Source organism: Methyloversatilis sp. (assembly GCF_030698125.1).
Taxonomy (GTDB): domain Bacteria; phylum Pseudomonadota; class Gammaproteobacteria; order Burkholderiales; family Rhodocyclaceae; genus Methyloversatilis.
In genome coordinates, this window is the sequence record NZ_JAUYNV010000057.1 from 65,000 (window position 1) to 86,370 (window position 21,371).

General features: G+C 63.6%; 24 protein-coding genes. 4 read left to right on the top strand and 20 right to left on the bottom strand.

What is annotated here, in order from left to right:
• Positions 1-3: 3 nt before the first annotated feature.
• The 3 genes from Q8Q80_RS18875 to Q8Q80_RS18885 are packed head-to-tail and all read right to left on the bottom strand — an operon-like array spanning position 4 to position 1,327.
• Positions 4-495, bottom strand: coding sequence for an arsenate reductase ArsC (locus tag Q8Q80_RS18875; RefSeq protein ID WP_305634392.1), 492 nt, complete (start codon positions 493-495; stop codon positions 4-6).
• Between the two features lies 1 nt (position 496).
• Positions 497-988 carry an ArsI/CadI family heavy metal resistance metalloenzyme gene (locus Q8Q80_RS18880; protein WP_305634393.1) on the bottom strand — a complete coding sequence of 164 codons (492 nt, stop codon included), beginning with the start codon at positions 986-988 and terminating at the stop codon, positions 497-499.
• A gap of 12 nt (positions 989-1,000) precedes the next feature.
• Entirely contained in the window at positions 1,001-1,327 is a 327-nt protein-coding gene (locus Q8Q80_RS18885; protein ID WP_305634394.1) for a helix-turn-helix transcriptional regulator, read from the bottom strand.
• 149 nt (positions 1,328-1,476) lie between these two features.
• Between Q8Q80_RS18885 and Q8Q80_RS18890 the strand changes: the two genes are divergently transcribed.
• Positions 1,477-1,848, top strand: coding sequence for a cupin domain-containing protein (locus Q8Q80_RS18890; protein ID WP_305634395.1), 372 nt, complete (start codon positions 1,477-1,479; stop codon positions 1,846-1,848).
• Positions 1,845-2,177, top strand: a complete 333-nt coding sequence (locus tag Q8Q80_RS18895; RefSeq protein WP_305634396.1) for a cupin domain-containing protein — start codon at positions 1,845-1,847, stop codon at positions 2,175-2,177. Before Q8Q80_RS18890 ends, Q8Q80_RS18895 begins: the two co-directional genes overlap by 4 nt.
• A gap of 6 nt (positions 2,178-2,183) precedes the next feature.
• On the opposite strand, the gene Q8Q80_RS18900 is transcribed toward Q8Q80_RS18895, so the two are convergent.
• The 17 genes from Q8Q80_RS18900 to rpsB all read right to left on the bottom strand — a co-directional run bounded on the left by Q8Q80_RS18900 (position 2,184) and on the right by rpsB (position 17,679).
• Complete coding sequence (locus tag Q8Q80_RS18900; RefSeq protein WP_305634397.1) at positions 2,184-2,423, bottom strand: thioredoxin family protein; 240 nt, start codon at positions 2,421-2,423, stop codon at positions 2,184-2,186.
• Positions 2,424-2,444: 21 nt separating this feature from the next.
• Entirely contained in the window at positions 2,445-3,449 is a 1,005-nt protein-coding gene (locus Q8Q80_RS18905) for a permease (protein WP_305634398.1), read from the bottom strand.
• 99 nt (positions 3,450-3,548) lie between these two features.
• On the bottom strand, positions 3,549-4,139 hold the full coding sequence (gene rnhB, locus Q8Q80_RS18910; RefSeq protein WP_371132790.1) for a ribonuclease HII: 591 nt from the start codon (positions 4,137-4,139) through the stop codon (positions 3,549-3,551).
• A 5-nt stretch (positions 4,140-4,144) separates the two neighbouring features.
• On the bottom strand, positions 4,145-5,302 hold the full coding sequence (gene lpxB, locus Q8Q80_RS18915; protein ID WP_305634417.1) for a lipid-A-disaccharide synthase: 1,158 nt from the start codon (positions 5,300-5,302) through the stop codon (positions 4,145-4,147).
• The gene (gene lpxA, locus Q8Q80_RS18920; protein WP_305634420.1) at positions 5,302-6,081 is read right to left on the bottom strand and encodes an acyl-ACP--UDP-N-acetylglucosamine O-acyltransferase; all 780 of its coding nucleotides are present in this window, start codon (positions 6,079-6,081) and stop codon (positions 5,302-5,304) included. The genes lpxB and lpxA overlap by 1 nt, the downstream gene beginning before the upstream one ends.
• Entirely contained in the window at positions 6,081-6,515 is a 435-nt protein-coding gene (fabZ, locus tag Q8Q80_RS18925) for a 3-hydroxyacyl-ACP dehydratase FabZ (protein ID WP_069037473.1), read from the bottom strand. Before fabZ ends, lpxA begins: the two co-directional genes overlap by 1 nt.
• A 10-nt stretch (positions 6,516-6,525) precedes the next feature.
• Positions 6,526-7,566 carry a UDP-3-O-(3-hydroxymyristoyl)glucosamine N-acyltransferase gene (lpxD, locus tag Q8Q80_RS18930; RefSeq protein WP_305634422.1) on the bottom strand — a complete coding sequence of 347 codons (1,041 nt, stop codon included), beginning with the start codon at positions 7,564-7,566 and terminating at the stop codon, positions 6,526-6,528.
• Positions 7,567-7,572: 6 nt separating this feature from the next.
• Positions 7,573-8,043 carry an OmpH family outer membrane protein gene (locus Q8Q80_RS18935; RefSeq protein WP_305634424.1) on the bottom strand — a complete coding sequence of 157 codons (471 nt, stop codon included), beginning with the start codon at positions 8,041-8,043 and terminating at the stop codon, positions 7,573-7,575.
• An 82-nt stretch (positions 8,044-8,125) separates the two neighbouring features.
• Complete coding sequence (gene bamA / locus Q8Q80_RS18940) at positions 8,126-10,417, bottom strand: outer membrane protein assembly factor BamA (RefSeq protein WP_305634434.1); 2,292 nt, start codon at positions 10,415-10,417, stop codon at positions 8,126-8,128.
• Between the two features lie 19 nt (positions 10,418-10,436).
• On the bottom strand, positions 10,437-11,795 hold the full coding sequence (gene rseP / locus Q8Q80_RS18945; protein ID WP_305634459.1) for an RIP metalloprotease RseP: 1,359 nt from the start codon (positions 11,793-11,795) through the stop codon (positions 10,437-10,439).
• On the bottom strand, positions 11,792-12,952 hold the full coding sequence (gene ispC / locus Q8Q80_RS18950; RefSeq protein ID WP_305634644.1) for a 1-deoxy-D-xylulose-5-phosphate reductoisomerase: 1,161 nt from the start codon (positions 12,950-12,952) through the stop codon (positions 11,792-11,794). Before ispC ends, rseP begins: the two co-directional genes overlap by 4 nt.
• Positions 12,952-13,788, bottom strand: a complete 837-nt coding sequence (locus tag Q8Q80_RS18955) for a phosphatidate cytidylyltransferase (protein WP_305634470.1) — start codon at positions 13,786-13,788, stop codon at positions 12,952-12,954. The genes ispC and Q8Q80_RS18955 overlap by 1 nt, the downstream gene beginning before the upstream one ends.
• Complete coding sequence (gene uppS / locus Q8Q80_RS18960) at positions 13,781-14,566, bottom strand: polyprenyl diphosphate synthase (RefSeq protein WP_305634493.1); 786 nt, start codon at positions 14,564-14,566, stop codon at positions 13,781-13,783. The genes Q8Q80_RS18955 and uppS overlap by 8 nt, the downstream gene beginning before the upstream one ends.
• 15 nt (positions 14,567-14,581) lie before the next feature.
• Complete coding sequence (gene frr, locus Q8Q80_RS18965; RefSeq protein WP_305634502.1) at positions 14,582-15,139, bottom strand: ribosome recycling factor; 558 nt, start codon at positions 15,137-15,139, stop codon at positions 14,582-14,584.
• A 76-nt stretch (positions 15,140-15,215) separates the two neighbouring features.
• Positions 15,216-15,929, bottom strand: coding sequence for a UMP kinase (pyrH, locus tag Q8Q80_RS18970; protein WP_305613233.1), 714 nt, complete (start codon positions 15,927-15,929; stop codon positions 15,216-15,218).
• Positions 15,930-15,939: 10 nt separating this feature from the next.
• Positions 15,940-16,839, bottom strand: a complete 900-nt coding sequence (tsf, locus tag Q8Q80_RS18975) for a translation elongation factor Ts (protein ID WP_305634536.1) — start codon at positions 16,837-16,839, stop codon at positions 15,940-15,942.
• Between the two features lie 81 nt (positions 16,840-16,920).
• Complete coding sequence (rpsB, locus tag Q8Q80_RS18980; protein WP_305634546.1) at positions 16,921-17,679, bottom strand: 30S ribosomal protein S2; 759 nt, start codon at positions 17,677-17,679, stop codon at positions 16,921-16,923.
• Between the two features lie 274 nt (positions 17,680-17,953).
• On the opposite strand from rpsB, the gene map reads away from it, so the two are divergent.
• Both map and Q8Q80_RS18990 read left to right on the top strand, forming a co-directional pair.
• Positions 17,954-18,775, top strand: a complete 822-nt coding sequence (gene map, locus Q8Q80_RS18985) for a type I methionyl aminopeptidase (protein WP_305634555.1) — start codon at positions 17,954-17,956, stop codon at positions 18,773-18,775.
• A gap of 3 nt (positions 18,776-18,778) precedes the next feature.
• Positions 18,779-21,361 (top strand): [protein-PII] uridylyltransferase, encoded by a 2,583-nt coding sequence (locus tag Q8Q80_RS18990; RefSeq protein ID WP_305634565.1) that lies wholly within the window; start codon positions 18,779-18,781, stop codon positions 21,359-21,361.
• Positions 21,362-21,371 lie beyond the last annotated feature (10 nt).

Genomic DNA, 21,371 nt, shown 5'->3' on the forward strand with positions numbered 1-21,371 from the left:
GCCTCAGCGATCGGCCAGACTGCGCGCGGTCTGTTCAAGGCGGAGCGCGTCCAGACGTTCGGCCGGCAAGGCAACCAGGATTTCGAGCCGGCGGCGAATCATCGTCATCGTGTCGCGGAAAGCCATCAGCCTTGCCGCATCGGGACCGGTCGTGGCGGACGGATCGGCATAGCCCCAGTGTGCGGTTGCCGGATGGCCCGGCCAGACCGGGCACAGCTCGCCGGCTGCGCTGTCGCACACCGTGATGATGAGGTCCATCTCCGGCACGTCGGGTCCGGCGAACGTGTCCCAGTTCTTGCTGCACACGCCGGTCGTATCAACACCCGCTTCGGCCAGCGCCTGCAGCGCAAACGGATTCACCCGACCAGACGGCTGGCTGCCGGCCGAAAACGCGCGGAAACGCCCGCCGCCCAGGTGGTTCAGCAGGCATTCTGCGAGCACACTCCGCGCCGAATTATGGGTGCACAGGAACAGTACGTTCAGTGGCGCGCCCATGTCAGCAGCACCCGGAACCGGACGACTTGACGCCGATGGCCAGCGGCTTGCCGCGCGTGACGGGCGCCTTGGGCGCACAGCATGCCGACGCTGCTTCTGTTGCCACCGCAGCCGGTGCTTCGTTGAACACCGGAATGTCACCCAGCGTGTGGAAGTGTTCCCACGCAATGCCCTGCGGATCGGTGATCCAGTGCTTCTCGCTGCGCGCGTAGCAGCAACTCGTGGCGCCTTCGTCCAGCAGCGCCATGTCGGCCGCTTCAGCGCTTGCCTTCATCGCCGCCAGTTCGGCCGGGTCGTCGGTCTGGATGCCCAGATGATCGATCCCCGGCTGGCTGCCGCGGGTGGAAATCGCGAAATTGACCGGCGGATCTTCCAGCATCCATTTGGCGTAGTCTGCCTCGTGGCGCGCCGGTTGCGCGGAAAAAAGCTGGTTGTAGAAGGCGATGCTCCGATCGAGATCATCGACGTGCAGATGGACGTGAAAGCGCTTCATGGCGGACTCCGTTCAGCAGGTTTTACAGACAGGCGCTACCGGTTCGGCACAGGGCGCGCCGCGGCAGCAGTTTTCGGTCAGATAGCCAAGCAGCGCGTTCATCTGCGCATAGTCGGCGCGGTAGATCAGATGGCGGCCATCGCGCGTCGGCACGATCAGCCCGGCGTGGCTCAATTCCTTCAGGTGGAAGGACAGCGTGGTCGGAGCGACACCCAGCGCCTCGCCCAGCGCACCGGGCGTCACGCCGTCGGGGCCGGCGACGACGAGGGCGCGAAAGACGCGCAGGCGGATTTCCTGCGCAAGCGCCGACAGGGAGCGGATGACGTTCTGTTCTTCCATAGTTCAATAATACTTGAATTATAAAATTGAACAAGAAGTCAGTGCCAGGCAGACGCAGCGTCGGGTCGAATCCGGTCGTACCATCACGTTCTGCCTGAACGCACATTCCTTGCTGACGCGCGACCACAGCCGACACCGATGAAGATCCGATGAAAACCGCCCGCACCGACATTCCTGCCTACATCACCAAGGACGGCTCGCAGATCCGCGAACTGATGCATCCGTCGCTGCACGGCGGGCGGGCGCAAAGTCTGGCGGAAGCGACCATCCCCGCCGGCACACGCACCCTGCTGCATCGGCACGGCGTGACCGAAGAGCTTTATCACGTGACCGCTGGCCAGGGCAGCATGACACTGGGCGACGCCCGTTTTGACGTGGCGGCTGGTGACACCGTGCTGATTGCACCCGGTACGCCGCACTGCATCGAAGCCACCGGCGCCGGGGCGCTGGTCATCCTGTGCTGCTGCAGTCCGGCGTATGCGCACGACGACACCGAACTGCTGGAGGGCGGCGCGCCATGAGCGGCAATCTTTTCGACGGCTTGCCGGTGGGCGTGCAGGGAGCGGAGCGCATCGACACGCTGTGTGCCCGGCCCGGCGTGCGCATCGAGCGCATCGTGTCGACCGGCCAGAGCAGCCCGCCCGGATTCTGGTACGACCAGCCAAACGACGAATGGGTGGCCTTGCTGAGTGGTTCCGCGACACTGCGCTTTACCGACGAGGACGCGCCGCGGACACTTCAGCCGGGCGACTGGATCTTCATCCCGGCGCATCGCCGCCACCGCGTGGACCGCACCGATACCGACGTCGCATCGGTCTGGCTGGCGGTGCATCTGAACCCGCCGGACTGAGCAGCTTCAGTCGGCCTTGCCAAGCAGGGCGGCAACTTCCTGCACGGTCAGCACCTTGCCGACCGACACCAGCTTCCCGTCGATCACCAGCGCCGGCGTCGACATGACGCCATGGGCGGCGATCTCCGCGAAATCGGTCACCTTGACGATATCCGCCTGCTGGCCGCGAGCATCGAGCGCCTTGCGCGCGTTGTCGGCCAGCTCGATGCACTTGCGGCACCCACTGCCCAGTACCTTGATGATCATGTGCGTCTCCTCGTTGAAGCGTCAGACGAATGCGCCCGCAAAGGCGTTGAACAGGAAGCCGATCAGCATGATGCCGCTGGCCACGATGCCGACGAATACCGCCAGCAGCGGCGTGCGGACAACACGCTTGAGCATGATGATGGAGGGCAGCGACAGCGCGGTGACCGACATCATGAACGCCAGCGCCGTACCCAGCCCGACTCCGCGCGCCACCAGCGCTTCGGCGATCGGCAGGGTGCCGAAGATGTCGGCATACATCGGCACGCCGATCAGCGTGGCAAGCGGCACCGACCAGGGCTTGTCCTGACCGAGCAATCCATTGATCAGGCTGCCCGGTATCCAGTTGTGGATCGCGGCGCCGATGCCGACCCCGATCAGGATGTACAGCCAGACCCGACGGACGATGTCGATGACCTGATCGCGCGCGAACCGCAGGCGCTCGCGCACGCCCGGCTCGCTGTCCTCGAGCTGGATGACCGGGCTGTTGAACACGAAAGGTTCGATGTGGCGCTCCATCCCGGCGCGGCTGATCAACGTGCCGCCGATCACCGCAAGAACGACGCCGACGGTCACGTAGGCGAGTGCGATCGGCCAGTTGAAAATGCTGGCCAGCAGGATGACCGATGCCAGATCGACCAGCGGGGACGAAATCAGAAATGAGAACGTGACCCCTACAGGCAGGCCCGCCCTGGTGAAACCGATGAACAACGGGATGGACGAGCAGGAGCAGAAGGGCGTGACGGTACCCAGCAGCGCCGCCAGCACATTGCCGCGCACACCGGTGAAGCGGCCCAGGATGCGCCGCGTGCGTTCCGGTGGAAAGTGGCTCTGCACGTATGAAATGGCAAAGATCAGCACGGCCAGCAGGATGAAGATCTTCACCGTGTCGTAGATGAAGAAGTGCACGCTGCCGCCGATGCGGCCACTGACCGGCAGGCCCATGCCCTGCTCCACCAGCTGGCGAACGAGATCCGACAGCCACTGCATGCGCAGCAGCTGGTCATTGAGCCAGCCGAAAATGGTCACATGGGGTACGGATAGAAGGGCATTACCCGTATCCTGGTCTGCTGAAGCACGTGCGTCTTGTGCGCGATCAACATGCGGCGAGACAGGCCGGGACTACAGTCAGTCCGAGGTGCCGAAGTCCAGCCAGCTTTGCACCACCGGCGCAAAGCTTCGGCGATGGATGGGCGACGGACCGTGCTCGCGCAACGCAGTCAGGTGCTCGCGTGTCGGATAGCCCTTGTGGCGCGCGATGCCGTACTGCGGGTAGAGCACCGCAAGCGCCAGCATTTCCCGGTCGCGGCAAGTTTTTGCAAGAATGGATGCGGCGGAGATCGCTTGTTCCAGGGCATCGCCGCCGATGATGGCGCGCGCCGGCACGATCAGCCCGGGCGGCACCCGGTTGCCGTCAATCAGCACTTCGTCCGGCGGCACTTGTAGCCCTTCGACGGCTCGCCGCATCGCCAGCATCGTGGCGTGCAGGATGTTCAGGCGGTCGATTTCCTCGACCGTCGCCACGCCCACTGCCCAGGCCAGTGCGCGTTCGCGGATCAGTGGCGCCAACGCCTCGCGCTTCTTTTCGGACAATTTCTTGGAGTCATTCAGGCCGTCGATCGGCCGCGCCGGGTCGAGGATGACGGCCGCCGCATAGACCGGCCCGCACAGCGGTCCCCGCCCCGCTTCATCGACGCCGGCAGCCTTCCATTCAACGATGCCTGTCACGATACAGCCGCCGGCAGATGCGGCAGGATGGCCGCCGCTGCCCGCACAGCCGTGCCCTGCCTCAGCATGTTGTGGATGCGCTCGAATTCGGCGATCTGAGCGTCGCGTGCGGCCTCGTCCTCCAGCAGGGTATCGAGCGCATCCGCCAGTTCGCGTGGCGTGGCCGCGTCCTGCAACCGTTCCGGCACGACAAAGCGCCCCGCCATGATGTTGGGCAGGCTGCCCCAGGGCTGATAGGCCATGCGCTTCATGATCTGCCAGCTCAGCGCGTGCATGCGGTAGGCCATCACGTGCGGCGCGCGACACAGGGCGGCCTCGAGCGTCGCGGTGCCACTGGCCACCAGCGCTGCGTCACAGGCCATCAGCGCATCGCGCGCATGACCGAACAGTATGGTGATCGGCAACTCCCTGGCCTTGCAGGTCCACAGCGCCTGTTCGAACAGGGCGCGCGTCTCGCGCGTCGCCAGCGGCACCAGGAAGCGCAGTTCCGGATGGCGCTCGTTCAGCAGGCGCGCGGTCTCGATCCATATGGTCGCGTGATAGCGCAGTTCCGACTGCCGGCTGCCGGGCAACAGCGCGACGATACGTGCATCCGGCGGCAGAGCAAGCCGCTCGCGTGCGTCGATGCGTTGCGGCAGCGGAGAGATTTCGTCGGCGAAGGGGTGGCCGACGTAGCTCACCGGCACGCCGGCTTTTTCATACAGCGCAGGCTCGAACGGGAACAGGCACAGCATGCGTGACACGCTGCGCGCGATGCCCTTGATGCGTCCGCCTCGCCAGGCCCAGATCGACGGGCTGACGTAATGGATGGCCGGCACGCCGGCATCGCGCAGGCGGCGTTCGAGCCACAGGTTGAAATCCGGTGCATCGACACCGATGAAGGCGGCCGGCCGCGTCTGAAGGAGGCGGGCGAGCAGCGCGCGGCGGATGCCGGACAGTTCGCGATAGTGCCGCAGCACTTCGAAATAGCCGCGCACCGACAGCTTTTCGGCGGGCCACCAGGCGTCGAAGCCGGCGGAACCCATGCGCGGGCCGCCGATGCCGACGAAATCGATATCCGGCCGGACGTCGCGCAGCGCCTTGATCAGGTGCGCAGCCAACTGGTCACCGGATGCCTCACCGGCGACCATGGCCACCGTGATGCGGCCGGACATTATCGGATGATGCCGCGACCGCCAGAAGCGAGGAAGTCGGACAGCATGGCGACTTCGGGAGTCGCTTTCGCCGCCTCGGCGATGGCCGCCCGGGCGTCGTCCAGGCTCAGGCCCTCGCGATACAGCGTCTTGTAGGCGCGCTTGATTGCCGAGATGGCGTCACTGCTGTAGCCGCGACGGCGCAGGCCTTCGCTGTTGATACCATGCGGCGTCGCCGGCACGCCGTTGGCCAGCACGAAGGGCGGCACGTCCTGCAGCACGCTCGAGTGCACGCCGCAGAAGCTGTGTGCGCCCACGCGCACGAACTGGTGCACGCCGGTGAAGCCGCCGAGAATGACCCAGTCACCCACATGCACGTGGCCGGCGAGCGCCGTGTTGTTGGCCATGATGGTGTGGCTGCCGACCTGACAGTCGTGCGCCACATGCACATAGGCCATGATCCAGTTGTCGTTGCCGACCCGGGTGACGCCGACGTCCTGCGTGGTGCCGCAATTCATCGTCACGTATTCGCGCAGGGTGTTGCGGTCGCCGATTTCGAGTCGCGTCGGTTCGCCGGCGTATTTCTTGTCCTGCGGATCGCCGCCGATCGAACAGAACGGGTGTATCTGGTTGTCGCAGCCGATGCGCGTGTGCCCGGCGATCACCACGTGCGGATGCACGCGTGTGCCTGCACCGATCTCGACATGCGGGCCGATCACACTGAAGGCGCCGATGTCGACGCCGTCAGCCAGCTGCGCGGCCGGATCGACGATGGCGGTCGGATGAACGGTGACCGTCATCAGCTGGGCCGAACCGCACAGAGCAGGTCGCATTCGGTCACGACCTGGCCGTCCACCTTGGCGCGGGCGTTGTACTTCCAGATGCCGCGCGAATGACGGATCAGGTCGACTTCGAGAATGAGCTGGTCGCCTGCCATGACCGGTTTCTTGAAACGCGTGTTGTCGACGCCGCACAGGTAATAGACCGAATCCGCGTCGGGGGTCGTGCCCAGCGTTTCGAAGGACAGGATGGCTGCAGCCTGGGCCAGCGCTTCGATGATCAGCACGCCGGGCATGACCGGATGGTTCGGAAAGTGCCCCGGGAAGAACGGCTCGTTGATGGTGACGTTCTTCAGCGCGTGGATGTACTTGTTCGCTTCGACGGCGAGCACCCGGTCCACCAGCAGGAACGGGAAACGGTGCGGCAGCGACTTCAGCACCGCGTGGATGTCCATGGATTTCAAGTCAGTCTTCCTTGCTGCTTTGCAGTGATTCGATCTGGCGCTCGAGCGCACGCAGCCGCTCGGCCATGGAATCGAGCTGGCGGATGCGGACGAAGTTGCGCGACCACTCGGCGTGTTCCATCGACGGCAGCGAGCCCGTGTAGATGCCGGCCTTGCCGATGGACTTGCTGGCGAAACTGACGGCCGACACGACCACGTCGTCGACGATGTCGATGTGACCCATGATGTTCGACGAGCCGCCTATCATGCATCGCTTGCCGATGTGCGTGCTGCCCGCCACGCCGGAACAGGCCGCCATGGCCGTGTGGTCGCCGATGTGTACGTTGTGCGCGATCTGGATGAGGTTGTCGAGCTTCACGCCGTCGCCGATCACCGTGTCGTCCAGCGCACCGCGATCGATGGTGGTATTGGCACCGACTTCCACATCGTTGCCGATGATCACGCGGCCGATCTGCGGAATCTTCACCCAGCTCGCGTCAGCTTCGCGCGCGAAGCCGAAACCATCCGCGCCGATGACCGCACCCGAATGCAGGATGCAGCGCTCGCCAACCACCGAGTTCGGATACAGCGTGACGCGCGCATGCAGCCGCGTGCCGGCGCCGATCGAACACGCCTCGCCGATCACCGATCCGGCACCGATGGATACGCCGGGGCCGATGAACGCACCGGCCCCGACGACCGCGCCGGCGGCCACTTCGGCGCTGTCATCGACGTGCGCCGAAGCATCGACCGATGCATCGGCATGGATGCCGGCGCGCACGACAGGTTCGGGATTCAGCAGTCGCGCGACGCGCGCGAAATAGAGCGAGGGATTGCGAACGCGGATGTGAGGTCGGTCGAGATTTTCGCCGTCTGCCGGCGATACGATGAAAGCACCGCCGCGGCTTGCATCCAGCGCGCTGCGATACTTTGCCCCGGCCATGAAGGCAATCTGCTGCGGCCCCGCGGTGTCGAGAGAAGCAACCTGTTCGATCAACAACCCGGGGTCACCGTGCAGGGTGCCGCCAAGTTGCTCGACCAGAGCGCCAAGTCTGGCTGGCATGCGCAGTTACTTGCCCGGAGGGGGATCTGCAAGCGCCTTCAGCACCTTTTCGGTGATGTCGATACGCTGACTGCGATACACCACTTCCTGAAAGATGATGTCGTACTTTTCGGCTTCTGCAATGACCTTGATTGCCTTGTTGGCACGATCAAGCACGCTGGCCAGTTCTTCATTGCGCCGCTGATTCAGGTCCTCGCGGTACTCGCGCTCGCGCCGCTGCATGTCGCGGGTGAGGTCGTTGAATTCACGCTCCTTCGCCCGCTTGTCACTTTCGGACAGGGTGACCGCGTTCTTTTCCATGGTCTGCTGCATCGACTGCAGCTGCTTGGCCAGTTTTTCAAGTTCCTGGCTGCGCTTTTCGAATTCCTTTTCGAGCTTCTTCTGTGAACGGACGGCCGGCGCTGCTTCGCGCAGGATGCGTTCCGTATCGACGAAGCCGATCTTCACATCCGTTTCGGCATGCGCGTTCGTCGCCATACCTGTCATCGCCATTGAAATCAATGCGATAAAGGCGAAACGTGAGAAAACACTTGACCTGTTCATTCGTGGTATTCGAGGTTCAGAAGGTACTGCCGAGCTGGAACTGGAAGCGCTGGAGGCGGTCCGTGGGTTCCTTGTTGAGCGGTTGCGCGACGCTGAACTTCAACGGCCCCATGGGCGAGCTCCACGCCACGGAAAGGCCCGCACTATAGCGCAAATCGCCCAGGCTCAGCGTGTCGCCGGAAGTCCAGACCTGCCCCGCATCGATGAAAGTACCCAGCCGCAGCGTCTTGTCCTGCGAGCCCGGTAACGGGAAAAGCAACTCGGCGTTGCCGACGATGCGTCGATTGCCGCCCACCGTATTGAACAGGATGTTGCCGGCGGCGTCTCGATCACGCTCGCCGAGTGACGAGGTCTGGAAACCGCGTACCGAGCCGATGCCACCCGCGAAGTAGTTCTTGTAGAAAGGCAGCGGTTTATCGTTGTATCCGTCGCCATAGCCAACATCACCGTTGAGCATCAGAACGAAATCCCCGAACAGTGGGAAGTAGCGTTGATGCTGATACGACGCCTTGTAATAGCGAAGCGAGCCCGGCGGCAGTGAAACTTCGACATTCACCCGCTGTGTCGACCCCTTGGTCGGGTAGATCACGCTGTCGCGCGTATCGCGTGCCCAGCCTATCGTACCCACCAGCGAGGTGTTCGAATCGCCGAATTCATTGACGAAGTTAAGGTAGCGCTGCGGGCTGTTGCTGAAGGTGTCGATGCTGGTCTGATCAACTGCAAGACCGAAATTGATGCGGTCGTCCTCGCGGATCGGGAACCCCCAGCGCATGCCGGCACCGACCGATGATGTGCGGTAGTTGCCGATGCGCAGACGCGACGGATCAACGTTGCGCAGATACACGTCGAAACCGCGCGATATGCCGTCCGGCGTGTAATACGGATCCGTGAAGGACAGCGAATAGGTCTTGTTGATGCTGCCGCTGTTCAGACCGAGCGACAGCGACTTGCCGCTGCCGAACAGGTTCTGCTGCGACACCGAGGTGGACAGGATGAGGTTTTCCGAACTGGAGAAACCGGCACCGAAGGCCAGGTTGCCGGTCGGTTTTTCCTTGACGGTCAGATTCACATCGACCTGGTCGGTCGTCCCCGGGACGGCGGGTGTTTCGACGGTGACACCGTCGAAGTAGCCCAGACGGTCAGCCCGCGACTTGGATCGGTTGATCCGTTCGCCGTCGTACCAGGCGCCTTCCATCTGCCGGAATTCACGTCGCACCGCCTCGTCGCGCGTCTTCGTGTTGCCGGCGATGTTGATCCGGCGCACATAGACCCGGCGGCCGGGATCGACGAATACGTTGAACGAAACGGTACGCTTTTCACGGTCCGGTTCCGGCACGGCATTGACGTTGGCGAAGGCATAACCGTCGTTACCCAGACGGTCACTGATCGCCTTGGTCGTTTCTGTAAGCTTCTTGCGCGAAAAATCCTCTCCGGCATTCAACTTGACCAGGCCCCGCAATTCTTCTTCCGGAATCAGCAACTCGCCCGAAAGTTTGACGCCGCCGACGGTGTACTTTTCGCCTTCGGTGATCGAAATCGTGATGTAGATGTCCTGCTTGTCCGGCGTGATCGACACCTGGGTCGAGTCGACGTTGAATTCGAGATAACCGCGGTCGAGGTAATGACTGCGCAGCGTTTCGACGTCAGCGCTCAGCTTCTGGCGCGAGTACTGGTTGTTCTTGTTGTACCAGCTCAACCAGTCGCCGGTGCTCTGGCTCAGCAGCTTCAGCAGATCCTTTTCCTTGAAGGACTTCGCACCGACGATGTTGATCTGTTTGATCTTGGCAGCAGCACCCTCGTTGATTTCGAAGGTGACCGCCACGCGGTTGCGCTCCAGCGGAGTGGTCGTCGTCTTGACGTCGACCGAGTACAGCCCGCGCGTCAGGTACTGACGCTTCATTTCCTGCTCCGACCGCTCGAGCACGCTGCGGTCGAGGATGCGTGATTCGGCGAGGCCGAAATCCCGCATCGCTTTCTTGATCGTGTCCTTGTCGAATTCCTTCATGCCGATGAATTCCAGCGATGCAATGGCCGGCCGCTCGTCGACGACGACCACCAGCACATCACCTTCGACTTCGACCCGCACATCCTTGAAGAAGCCGGTCGCGAACAGTGCCTTGATGGCCTCTGCCGCCTTGTCTTCGGTGAATGTCTCGCCGACCTTCACCGGCAGATAGCTGAATACCGTACCGGCTTCGGTGCGCTGGATGCCTTCGACCCGGATGTCCCGCACCACGAAGGGTTCGAAGGCGAACGCATGAGCCGACAACAATCCCGCGAGCAGGGCGGGAAGCAAAAACTTGCGCATGGGGTATTTCAGCGGGCAGTCAACCGAAAAGCCGATTGATATCGTTGTAGAAGGCGAACGCCATGAGCATCAGCAGCAAGGCCAGACCGATCTGCTGGCCGATTTCCATGACTCTTTCAGACACCGGGCCGCCCTTGATAAATTCGACCGTATAGTACATCAAGTGCCCACCGTCCAGCAGCGGCACCGGCAGCAGGTTCAGCACGCCCAGACTGATGCTGATGAGGGCGATGAACTTGATGTAATGCAGCACGCCCATGGCAGCAGACTGGCCTGCGTAGTCGGCAATCGTGACCGGCCCGCTCAGGTTTTTCCACGACAGATCGCCGGTGATCATGCGGCCGAATGCCTTGAGGCTGAACAGCGCCGTGTCCCAGGTCTGCGTGACGGCCAGGCCGAAGGATTCGATCACGCCGTGTTGCGCCGTGACGAACAGCCGCTCACGCAGCCCTTCGGGTGTTTCGGGTGTCACGCCGAGCCGGCCGAAACGCTGGCCGCCTTCTTCCACCGCGACGACTTCGGCGTTCAGATCGAGCGCGACGCCACCGCGCAGCACCTGGACCACCACCTCACGGCCGCCCAGCTCGCGGACAACGCCGACCATCGACGCCCAGTCATCGACCGGCTTGCCATCGATCGCCACGATGCGGTCACCCGGGCGCATGCCGGCCTTGCCGGCGGCACTGTCGGCGGCCACTGTTGCGACGACCGGATCGATGCGCGGCCGGAACAGTGTCAGGCCGGCGCGCTCCATCAGACTGGCGTCGACTTCGGATCCGATGCCCGACAGGTCGATGCGACGGTTGTTGATTTCGTTGTGCACGCTGATCGTTTCCATAATCAGCGTGCCGCCGTGCAGCGCTGCCTGCGCCACGCTCCAGCGCAGATCCTGGGCGGACACGATGTCCTTGCCATTGATCGAGCGCACCAGTTCGCCATCGGTCACGCCGGCCACCGCCGCCGGCGTGCCGACTGCCGGCGCAGCAAGCAGCGGGCGCAGCTCTTCCATGCCGTTGATGAACAGGCCCCAGTAGATCAGGATGGCCAGCAGGAAATTGGCGATCGGCCCGGCCGCCACGATGGCGAAGCGGCGCCCCACGCTCTGCCGGTTGAAGGCACGCGGAAGCTCCGATGCCGCGACCTCGCCTTCGCGCTCGTCCAGCATCTTGACGTAACCACCGAGCGGAAACAGCGCGATCACCCACTCGGTGCGGTCCGGCCCGAAGCGACGCGACAGCAGCGGCCGGCCGAATCCAACCGAAAAGCGCAGCACCTTGACGCCACACAGCCGGGCGATGCTGTAGTGGCCCAGCTCGTGAACCGTGATGAGGATGCCGAGCGCCAGCACAAAGGCGCCCGCGTAGAAGAAGGGGCTCAAGTGCGAGCCCTGATGGCACGCTGCGCGGTCTGGCGGGCAGCGGCGTCGGCGGCAAAGACGTCGTCGAGTGTGGTGGCAGGCATGTCGGGCAGCGTATCCAGGGTTTCGGCAATCACGTCTGCTATGGCACGGAAACCAAGCCGACGTTCCAGAAAAGCCGCGACCGCCACTTCATTGGCGGCATTCAGCACGGCCGGCGTACCCCGACCTGCCGCCAGCGCTGCGAAAGCCAGTCGCAGGCAGGGAAAGCGTTCCAGATCCGGGCGTTCGAACACGAGATTGGCCGACATGGCCAGATCGAGCGCACCAACCCCGGACTCGATGCGTTCCGGCCAGGCCAGTGCGTGCGCGATCGGGGTGCGCATATCCGGATTACCCATCTGCGCCAGTACCGAGCCATCGACGTATTCGACCATCGAATGCACGATGCTCTGCGGATGGATCACCACATCGATGCGCTCGGCCGCCGTATCGAACAGCCAGTGTGCCTCGATCACCTCGAGGCCCTTGTTCATCATGGTTGCCGAATCGACCGAAATCTTGCGTCCCATTTCCCAGTTCGGATGCGCACACGCCTGATCCGGCGTCACGTGGTCGAGCTGATCGAGCGGCGTGCAGCGGAATGGTCCGCCCGAAGCGGTCAGCAGGATGCGGCGCACACCTGCCCTGCCCTGCGTCGGCAGGCACTGGAAAACCGCGTTGTGCTCGCTGTCGATCGGCAGCAACGTGGCGCCGTTCGACGCCACCTCCTGCATGAACACCGCGCCGCACATGACCAGGCTTTCCTTGTTGGCCAGCAGGATGCGCTTGCCTGCGCGTGCAGCCGCCAGCGTCGGCCGCAGGCCGGCGGCACCAACGATGGCCGCCATGACGGTGTCCACCTCGGGCAGCGCCGCGATCGTTTCGAGCGCCTCGCTGCCATGCATGACTTCGGTCGGCACCCGCCCCGCCAATATGCCGCGCAAGGAGCTCGCCGCAACGGCGTCCGCCACCACGGCCAGTTTCGGCGCAAAGGCGAGGCATTGTTCGGCCAGCTTGTCGATCTGGCGGTGACCCGACAGCGCCACCACCTCGAAACGATCAGGGTGGCGCGCCACGACATCCAGCGTGCTGACGCCGATCGAGCCGGTGGCACCCAGTATGGTCAGTCTGCGCATCACGTCTGCGCTCCGGGAAGTAGATTGAGCAGGGCAAAACCAATCAGGGGCAAGGTCGCGGTCAGGCTGTCGACACGGTCGAGAACGCCGCCGTGGCCGGGCAGCAGCTGGCTGCTGTCCTTGATGCCGGCCTGGCGCTTCATCATCGATTCGAACAGGTCGCCGACGATGCTGACCGCGGTGAGCAGCAGCAATATCACCGACCAGACCAGCCAGGCGGGCATGTCCGCCTCACCGAACAGCAGCGGCTTGATCGCCAGACCATAGCATTGCACGGCGATCACCGCGCCGACGGCACCTTCCCAGGTCTTGCCCGGGCTGATCGCCGGTGCCAGCTTGTGCCGCCCGAATGCGCGACCGGTGAAATACGCGGCGATGTCGGCGATCCACACGACGGCCATCAGCAGCAGCAGCGGCACGAGCCCCTGCGCGCGCAGCTGTATCAGCGCCAGCGCAGGCGGCACGAGTACAACCAGGCCAGTCAGTGCCATCCAGAAACCCGACGGACGGCCGCCGCGCCACATCCATACCGGTACGATCAGCAACCAGAACACGATGGCCAGCGCGTGCAACGCCGAAAGTGGCGCCATGGCCTGCGGCAACACGCCGGCGGGTCCGAAGGCAAACGCCGCGGCCGCGGCAACAAGTACAAAGGTGATCACGCCGGAGCCAAGGGCGCCGCCGGAGGCAAGACCGCTCAGACGGCCCCACTCCCAGCCGGCAAGGCCGAGGATGACGGCCACCAGCCAGCCCCAGGCGGTGAGATCGAGCAGGGTCAGTGCCGCGTACAGACCTGCCAGCAATGCGATGGCGGTCAGTACCCGCTGTTTAAGCATGCCGGCCGACCGCGCCGAGCGCGGCTGCAGTGGCAGCCTGCACCTGTTCGCTGGTGCGTCCGAAACGGCGCTCGCGCTGCTGGAAGGACGCGATGGCTTCATCGACGGCCGAGCCGTTGAATTCCGGCCACAGCTTGTCGGTGAAATACAGCTCGGTGTAAGCCAGTTGCCAGAGCAGGAAATTGCTGATGCGCTGCTCGCCGCCGGTGCGGATGAACAGGTCGGGTTCCGGCGCATACGCCATTGCAAGGTGAGGGGTCAGATCGCTCTCGACGAAACCTTCCCGCCGCGATGGATTCGCCTTCAGCATGCACTCCGTCGCCTGCAGGATGTCCCAGCGGCCGCCGTAATTTGCGGCAATCGTGAGATGGAGTCCGGTATTGCCGGCGGTCAGCGCTTCGGCGCTGCGGATCATGTCGATCAATCTGGGTTCGAAGCGCGAAAGATCACCGATGACGCGCAACCGTATCGAATTCTCGTGCAGGCGGACGACCTCCTCTTCCAGCGCACGCATGAACAGCTGCATCAGGAAGCTCACCTCTTCCGGCGGACGACGCCAGTTTTCGGAGCTGAACGCGAACAACGTGAGGTAGCCGACGCCGCGCTCGGCGCAACGCGACACCACTGCGCGCACGGCTTCGACCCCCTTGCGATGGCCGGCCACCCGCGGCATGAACCGGCGGCGCGCCCAGCGGCCGTTGCCGTCCATGATGATGGCGATATGTTGCGGAACCGGCAGGTTGCCGCCGTCGACCGGCTTGCTGGGGCGCGAGGACACGATGCGGTTTCGGCCTCAGACCGCCATCAGGTCTTGTTCTTTCTGCGCGAGCAGCTTGTCGACCTCTGAAATGTATCGGTCGGTCAGCTTCTGGATGTCGTCCTGCGTACGCCGCTCATCGTCTTCCGAAATCGTCTTGGCCTTGACGGCGTCCTTCAGTACGCTGTTCGCGTCACGGCGCAGGTTGCGCACCGCGATACGGCCGTTTTCGGCCTCGCTGCGCACCACCTTGATCAGTTCCTTGCGCCGCTCTTCGGTCAGCGCAGGCATCGGCACGCGCACCACGTCGCCCATTGCCGACGGGTTCAGACCGAGATCGGAATCGCGGATGGCCTTCTCGACCACCGGCAGCAGTTTCTTTTCCCACGGCTGCACGCCGATGGCGCGTGCGTCGATCAGCGTGACGTTGGCCACCTGGCTGAGCGGCACCATCGAGCCGTAATAATCGATCTGGATGTGGTCGAGGATGCCGGTGTGCGCACGTCCGGTACGTACCTTGCCGAAGTCGGCCTTGAGCGACTCCAGCGTTTTCTGCATCTTCTGTTCTGTGGTTTTCTTCAACTCGGGGATCATGAAGTCGCCTCTTGTTGGAAGTTGCGGCCGCTCGTCGGCAGCCTGTTGAGCCATGGCGAGCGCAAAACACGCACCACTATATATGGACCAGCGTGCCCTCGTCTTCGCCCATCACCACGCGCTTGAGTGCGCCCGGCTTGAAGATGCTGAATACCTTGATCGGCAGTTGCTGGTCGCGGCACAACGCGAGCGCAGTGGCGTCCATCACCTTCAGGTCGCGACTGATCGCCTCGTCGAAGCTGATGCGCTCGTAGCGGGTCGCATCGGGCACCTTCATCGGATCAGCGCTGTACACGCCGTCGACCTTGGTTGCCTTCAGCACGATCTCCGCCTCGATCTCGCGTCCGCGCAGCGCAGCCGCCGTGTCGGTCGTGAAGAAAGGGTTACCCGTACCGGCAGCAAAAATGACGACCTTGCCTTCTTCCAGGTAGCGGATCGCCTTGCCGCGGATGTAGAACTCAACGACCGGCTCGATGCTCAGCGCCGACTGCACCCGTGCGGCAACGCCGGCCTGACGCATCGCGTCACCCAGCGCCAGCGCGTTCATCACCGTCGCCAGCATGCCCATGTAGTCGGCAGTGGCGCGATCCATGCCGGCCGCGCCACCCGCCACCCCGCGGAAAATGTTGCCACCGCCGATCACCACGCCCACCTCCACGCCCAGGGCGCGGATTTCGGCGATCTCCCCGACGATGCGGGCAAGCATGTCGCGGCTGATGCCGTAGTCGTCATCGCCCATCAGGGCTTCACCCGACAGCTTCAGCAGTATCCGGCGGTAGGCAACAGTCATGCAGGCTCCTTCAGCGTGCTGCAGCAGCTGCAGCGGCCTGTGCGGCCACTTCGGCGGCAAAGTCGGTCGTCTTCTTCTCGATGCCTTCGCCAACCAGATACAGCGTGAAGCCGGCGATCCTTGCCGACTTCGCCTTCAGCAGCTGTTCAATGGTCTGCTTGCCGTCTTCCGCCTTGACGAAAACCTGGCCGAGCAGCGTCACTTCCTTCAGGAATTTCTGCACCGAGCCTTCGGCGATCTTGGTGATCATCTCTTCCGCCTTGCCGGCTTCGCGCGCCTTTTCAATAGCGACGCGACGTTCGGCATCAATCAGGTCGGCCGACACACCGCTCGAGTCGAGTGACTTCGGCTTCGACGCGGCAATGTGCATCGCCAGATCCTTGGCGAGCGCTTCGTCGCCACCGACGACATCGACCAGTACACCGATCTTCGAGCCGCCATGCACGTAGCTGGCGACCTTGCCTTCGGCGGCAATGCGCACGAAACGGCGAATCGACATGTTTTCGCCGATCTTGCCGACCAGTGCAGCGCGCGTCGATTCGACCGTGCCTTCGCCCATCGGCAGCGCCGACAGTGCGGCGACATCCGCCGGATTGTGCTCGGCGATCAGTTTTGCGCTGCCATTGACCAGTGCGAGGAAGTCATCGTTCTTCGCCACAAAGTCGGTTTCGCAATTGACTTCGACCATCGCGGCAAGCTTGCCGTCGGCCGACAGGTAAAGGCCGACGATGCCTTCGGCTGTCACGCGGGCAGCGGCCTTGCTGGCCTTGTTACCCAGTTTCACGCGGAGGATTTCTTCCGCCTTCTGCAGGTCGCCACCGGCTTCGGTCAGCGCCTTCTTGCATTCCATCATCGGAGCGTCGGTCTTTTCGCGCAGCTCCTTGACCATTCCTGCGGTGATTTCCGCCATGCTGAGTCCCGCCTTCCATCTGCTGTTCGTGCAATTCGTCAAACACCCGACGACCGCGTGAGCGGCCGCCGGGACGGTTCATCAGGCCTGCGGTTCCGCTTCGGCTTCAACTTCGACGAATTCGTCGTCGCCCTTGAGCTGCGCGACCAGATCCTGGGCGGCGGTGTTACGGCCTTCAAGGATGGCGTCTGCCACGCCCGATGCGTACAGGCGAATGGCACGGCTCGAGTCGTCGTTACCCGGAATCACGTAATCCACGCCGAGCGGCGAGTGGTTGGTATCGACCACGGCGATCACCGGAATGCCGAGCTTGTTGGCTTCGGTGATGGCGATCTTGTGGAAACCGACGTCGATGACGAACAGCGCGTCCGGCAGGCCATTCATGTTCTTGATGCCGCCGATGCTCTTCTGCAGCTTGATCAGCTCGCGCTGCAGCACCAGGGCTTCCTTCTTCGGCATGCGTTCCATGCTGCCGTCCTCGACCAGCTGTTCGAGGTCCTTCAGGCGCTTGACCGACAGCTTCAGCGTCTTGAAGTTGGTCAGCATGCCGCCGAGCCAGCGCTCGTCGACATACGGCACGCCTGCGCGCTGCGCTTCTTCGGCCACGATTTCACGAGCCTGGCGCTTGGTACCGACCAGCAGGATGGTGCCCTTGTTGGACGACATGCGGCGGATGAACGTCATTGCCTCGTTGTAGCGGGCAACCGTCTTTTCCAGGTTGATGATGTGGATCTTGTTGCGATGGCCGAAAATGTACGGGGCCATCTTGGGGTTCCAGAAGCGGGTCTGATGTCCGAAATGGACACCCGCCTCCAGCATTTCACGCATGGATACGGACATTGAAGTCTCCGATCAGGGTTTACCTCCGCCCGGCCGTGTTCGCAGCCGCAATTGCCGGCTACGCACCCTATCGGTCGAGCTGCCGTATCGACGGCAGCACCGGGCGTGTGGATTTGTCTGACGTACCTGACGAGGTACTGGAATCAAACAGCCAGCGATTCTAGCAGCCGCAGTGCAACAAACTCAAGCGATCCGGCATGCAAGCGTTTGCCGCCGTCGGGCGCTTCGGCTAACCTGAGCGGTCCCCGAGCGTATTTGAAGAACAGCTACCCATATGAGTGTCACCATCAAGACTGCGGAAGAAATCGAAAGCATGCGCGTCGCGTGCAAGCTGGCGTCAGAGGTGCTCGATTTCATCGAACCGCATGTCCAGCCCGGCATCACGACCGAAGAACTTGACCGGTTGTGCCATGACTACATGGTGAATGAGCAGAAAACCATCCCGGCGCCGCTCAACTATGCGCCGCCCGGCTACAGCCCGTTCCCGAAGTCGATCTGCACGTCGGTCAACCATGTCGTGTGCCATGGCGTGCCGGCGGCGCGTGCGCTGAAGAAGGGTGACATCGTCAACCTGGACATCACGGTGATCAAGGACGGCTTCCACGGCGACACCAGCCGCATGTTCATGGTCGGCAACGACGTCAGCAAGCAGGCCAGCCGGCTCTGCCAGATCACCTTCGAATGTCTGTGGCTCGGCATTTCCCGCGTCAGGCCGGGGGGGCGCCTGGGCGATATCGGTCACGTGATCCAGCGGCACGCGGAGACGAACGGCATTTCCGTGGTGCGCGAATTCTGCGGTCACGGTATCGGCCGCAAGTTCCACGAAGACCCCCAGGTGCTGCATTACGGCAAGCCCGGAACCGGCATGGAACTGCAGCCCGGCATGATCTTCACCATCGAGCCGATGGTGAATGCCGGCCGCGCCGCAGTGTCCGAACTGGCGGATGGCTGGACCATCGTCACGCGCGATCGCACGCTGTCGGCGCAATGGGAACATACGGTCGTCGTCACCGACGAAGGTTACGAGGTGCTCACCTTGTCCGACGGCTGCCCACCCCCGCCAGCGCTGATCGGCGACGCCCGCGGAGTGGCCTGACGGGTGGACGCACCGGCCGGCACCGACGCGCTGCGCCTGCTGGCGGCCACGCTGCGTGCCGAACTGTCGGCGGCCCAGATACGCCTGCGCGAAACGTTCGAACGCGACGGCAACAGCCAGCGCCTGCTGCGCGACCGCGCCCGCGCCGTCGATGCCGCCCTGCGCCAGCTCTGGGCGGCAGCCGGCATGCCGCGCACGGCAGCGCTGGTCGCCGTCGGTGGCTATGGCCGCGGCGAGCTGTATCCGGCGTCGGACGTCGACCTGCTGTTCCTGACCCCGCCGCAACTGTCGCCGGACATCGAATCGCGGCTGGAAATGCTGGTCGGCCTGCTGTGGGACATCGGGCTCGATATCGGCCACAGCGTTCGATCCGTCGGCCAGTGCGTAGACGAGGCGTCGCGCGACATCACGGTCGAAACCACGCTGCTCGAAGCGCGCCTGCTGGCCGGCTCGCGACGCATGTTCCGCGAGCTGAGCCATGAGCTGGCAATACAGCGCGATCCGGGCAGTTTTTTCAAGGCCAAGCGCCTCGAACAGGACGAACGCCACCAGCGCTACCAGGAGACGCCCTACAGCCTGGAGCCGAACTGCAAGGAAAGTCCGGGCGGGCTGCGCGATCTTCAGGTCATCCAGTGGATCGCACGCGCCGGCGAGTTCGGCTCGACCTGGGCCGAACTGGCGGCGCGCGGCCTGATCACTTCGACCGAATCACGTCAGCTGCACCGGATCGAACGCTTCATGCGCGACACCCGGGTCCGGCTGCACCTGATCGCACGGCGGCGCGAAGACAGGCTGATCTTCGACCACCAGGAGGCACTCGCCGCGGCGTTCGGCATGCAGGCCACGCCGACCCGGCGCGCCTCCGAAGTGTTCATGCAGCGCTATTACCGCAGCGCGAAGATGATCACGCAGCTGAACACCATCCTGCTGCAGAACATTTCCGCTGCGCTGTTTCCATCTGGCGACACGGTCGTGCAGCCGATCAACGCACGCTTCCAGTCCAGCCGCGAACTGCTCGACGTGGTGTCGGAAGACGTGTTCGAAAACACCCCGAGTGCGCTGCTCGAATGTTTCACGCTGCTGCAGACGCACCGCGAACTCAAGGGCATGACGGCACGCACGCTGCGCGGATTGTGGCGGGCGCGCCGCCTGATCGATGCGAAGTTCCGGCGCGACCCGCAGAACCGCATGCTGTTCCTGTCTCTGTTCCAGCAGACACGCGGCCTGGTGCATGAAATCCGCCGCATGAACCAGTACGGCATCCTCGGCCGCTATCTGCCGGCCTTCGGCCGCATCGTCGGCCAGATGCAGCACGACCTGTTTCATGTGTACACCGTCGACCAGCATATCCTGCAGGTGATGCGCAACGTGCGTCGCTTTACGATGGCCGAGCACGCGCACGAATATCCGCTGCTGTCGCGACTGATCACCGCCTTCGAACGGCGCTGGCTGCTCTACCTGTCGGCGCTGTTTCACGACATCGCGAAGGGCCGTGGCGGCGATCATTCGCAGCTGGGCATGCGTGACGCACGCCTGTTCTGCGTACAGCACGGCATCGCTTCCGAAGACGCCGATCTGGTGGTGTTCCTGGTCGAGCACCACCTGTCGATGTCGTCGGTGGCGCAGAAGCAGGATCTGTCGGATCCGGACACCATCCACGCCTTCGCCGCGCTGGTGCGCACCGAACGTCGTCTGACGGCGCTGTACATCCTGACCCATGCAGACATCCGCGGCACCAGTCCCAAGGTGTGGAATGCCTGGCGCGGCAAACTGCTGGAAGACCTCTACTTCTCGACCCTGCGCGTGTTGCAGGGCGAAAGTCCGGGCGCATCCGGCACGCCCGACCGGCAGGAGGAAGCACGCCACCTGCTGCGCTACTTCGGCCTGCGCGAAGGCATCGAAAACGAGTTCTGGGCCAGACTCGACACCGTGTACTTCATGCGGCACGAGGCCGACGAAATCGCCTGGCACACGCGCATGCTCTATTTTCAGGCCAACGCCAGCACGCCGGTCGTCAAGGCACGGCCCAACCAGGTCGGCGACGGCCTGCAGGTGATGGTCTATGCACCCGACCAGCCCGATCTGTTCATGCGCCTGTGCGGCTTCTTCGGCCGGCTCGGCTACAGCATCGCCGATGCCAAGATCCACACCACGACCGACCGGCACGCGCTGGACAGCTTCATCCTGCTCGACCCGAACCGGCACCTGAATTCGCGCGACATGATTGCGCTGATCGAAACCGGACTGGCCGAGCGGCTGCAGAACCAGACACTTGCCGAGCAGCCGGTCACCGGCCGGCTGTCACGCGAGGTCAGGCACTTCCCGATCACGCCCGAAGTGCTGATCAAGCCGGACGAACGCAAGCAGCACCACATCATGCAGGTCACAGCCGCCGACCGACCCGGCCTGCTCTATTCGGTTGCCCGCGTGCTGGCCGCGCATCACATCAATCTGCACACGGCCAAGATCACGACGCTCGGCGACCGGGTGGAAGACGTGTTTCTCGTTTCCGGTGCCGAACTGGAAAAAAGCACGACGCTGATCAGACTCGAGCAGGAGCTGCTCGGAGAACTGGCTATCCTCTAGTGTTACCGTT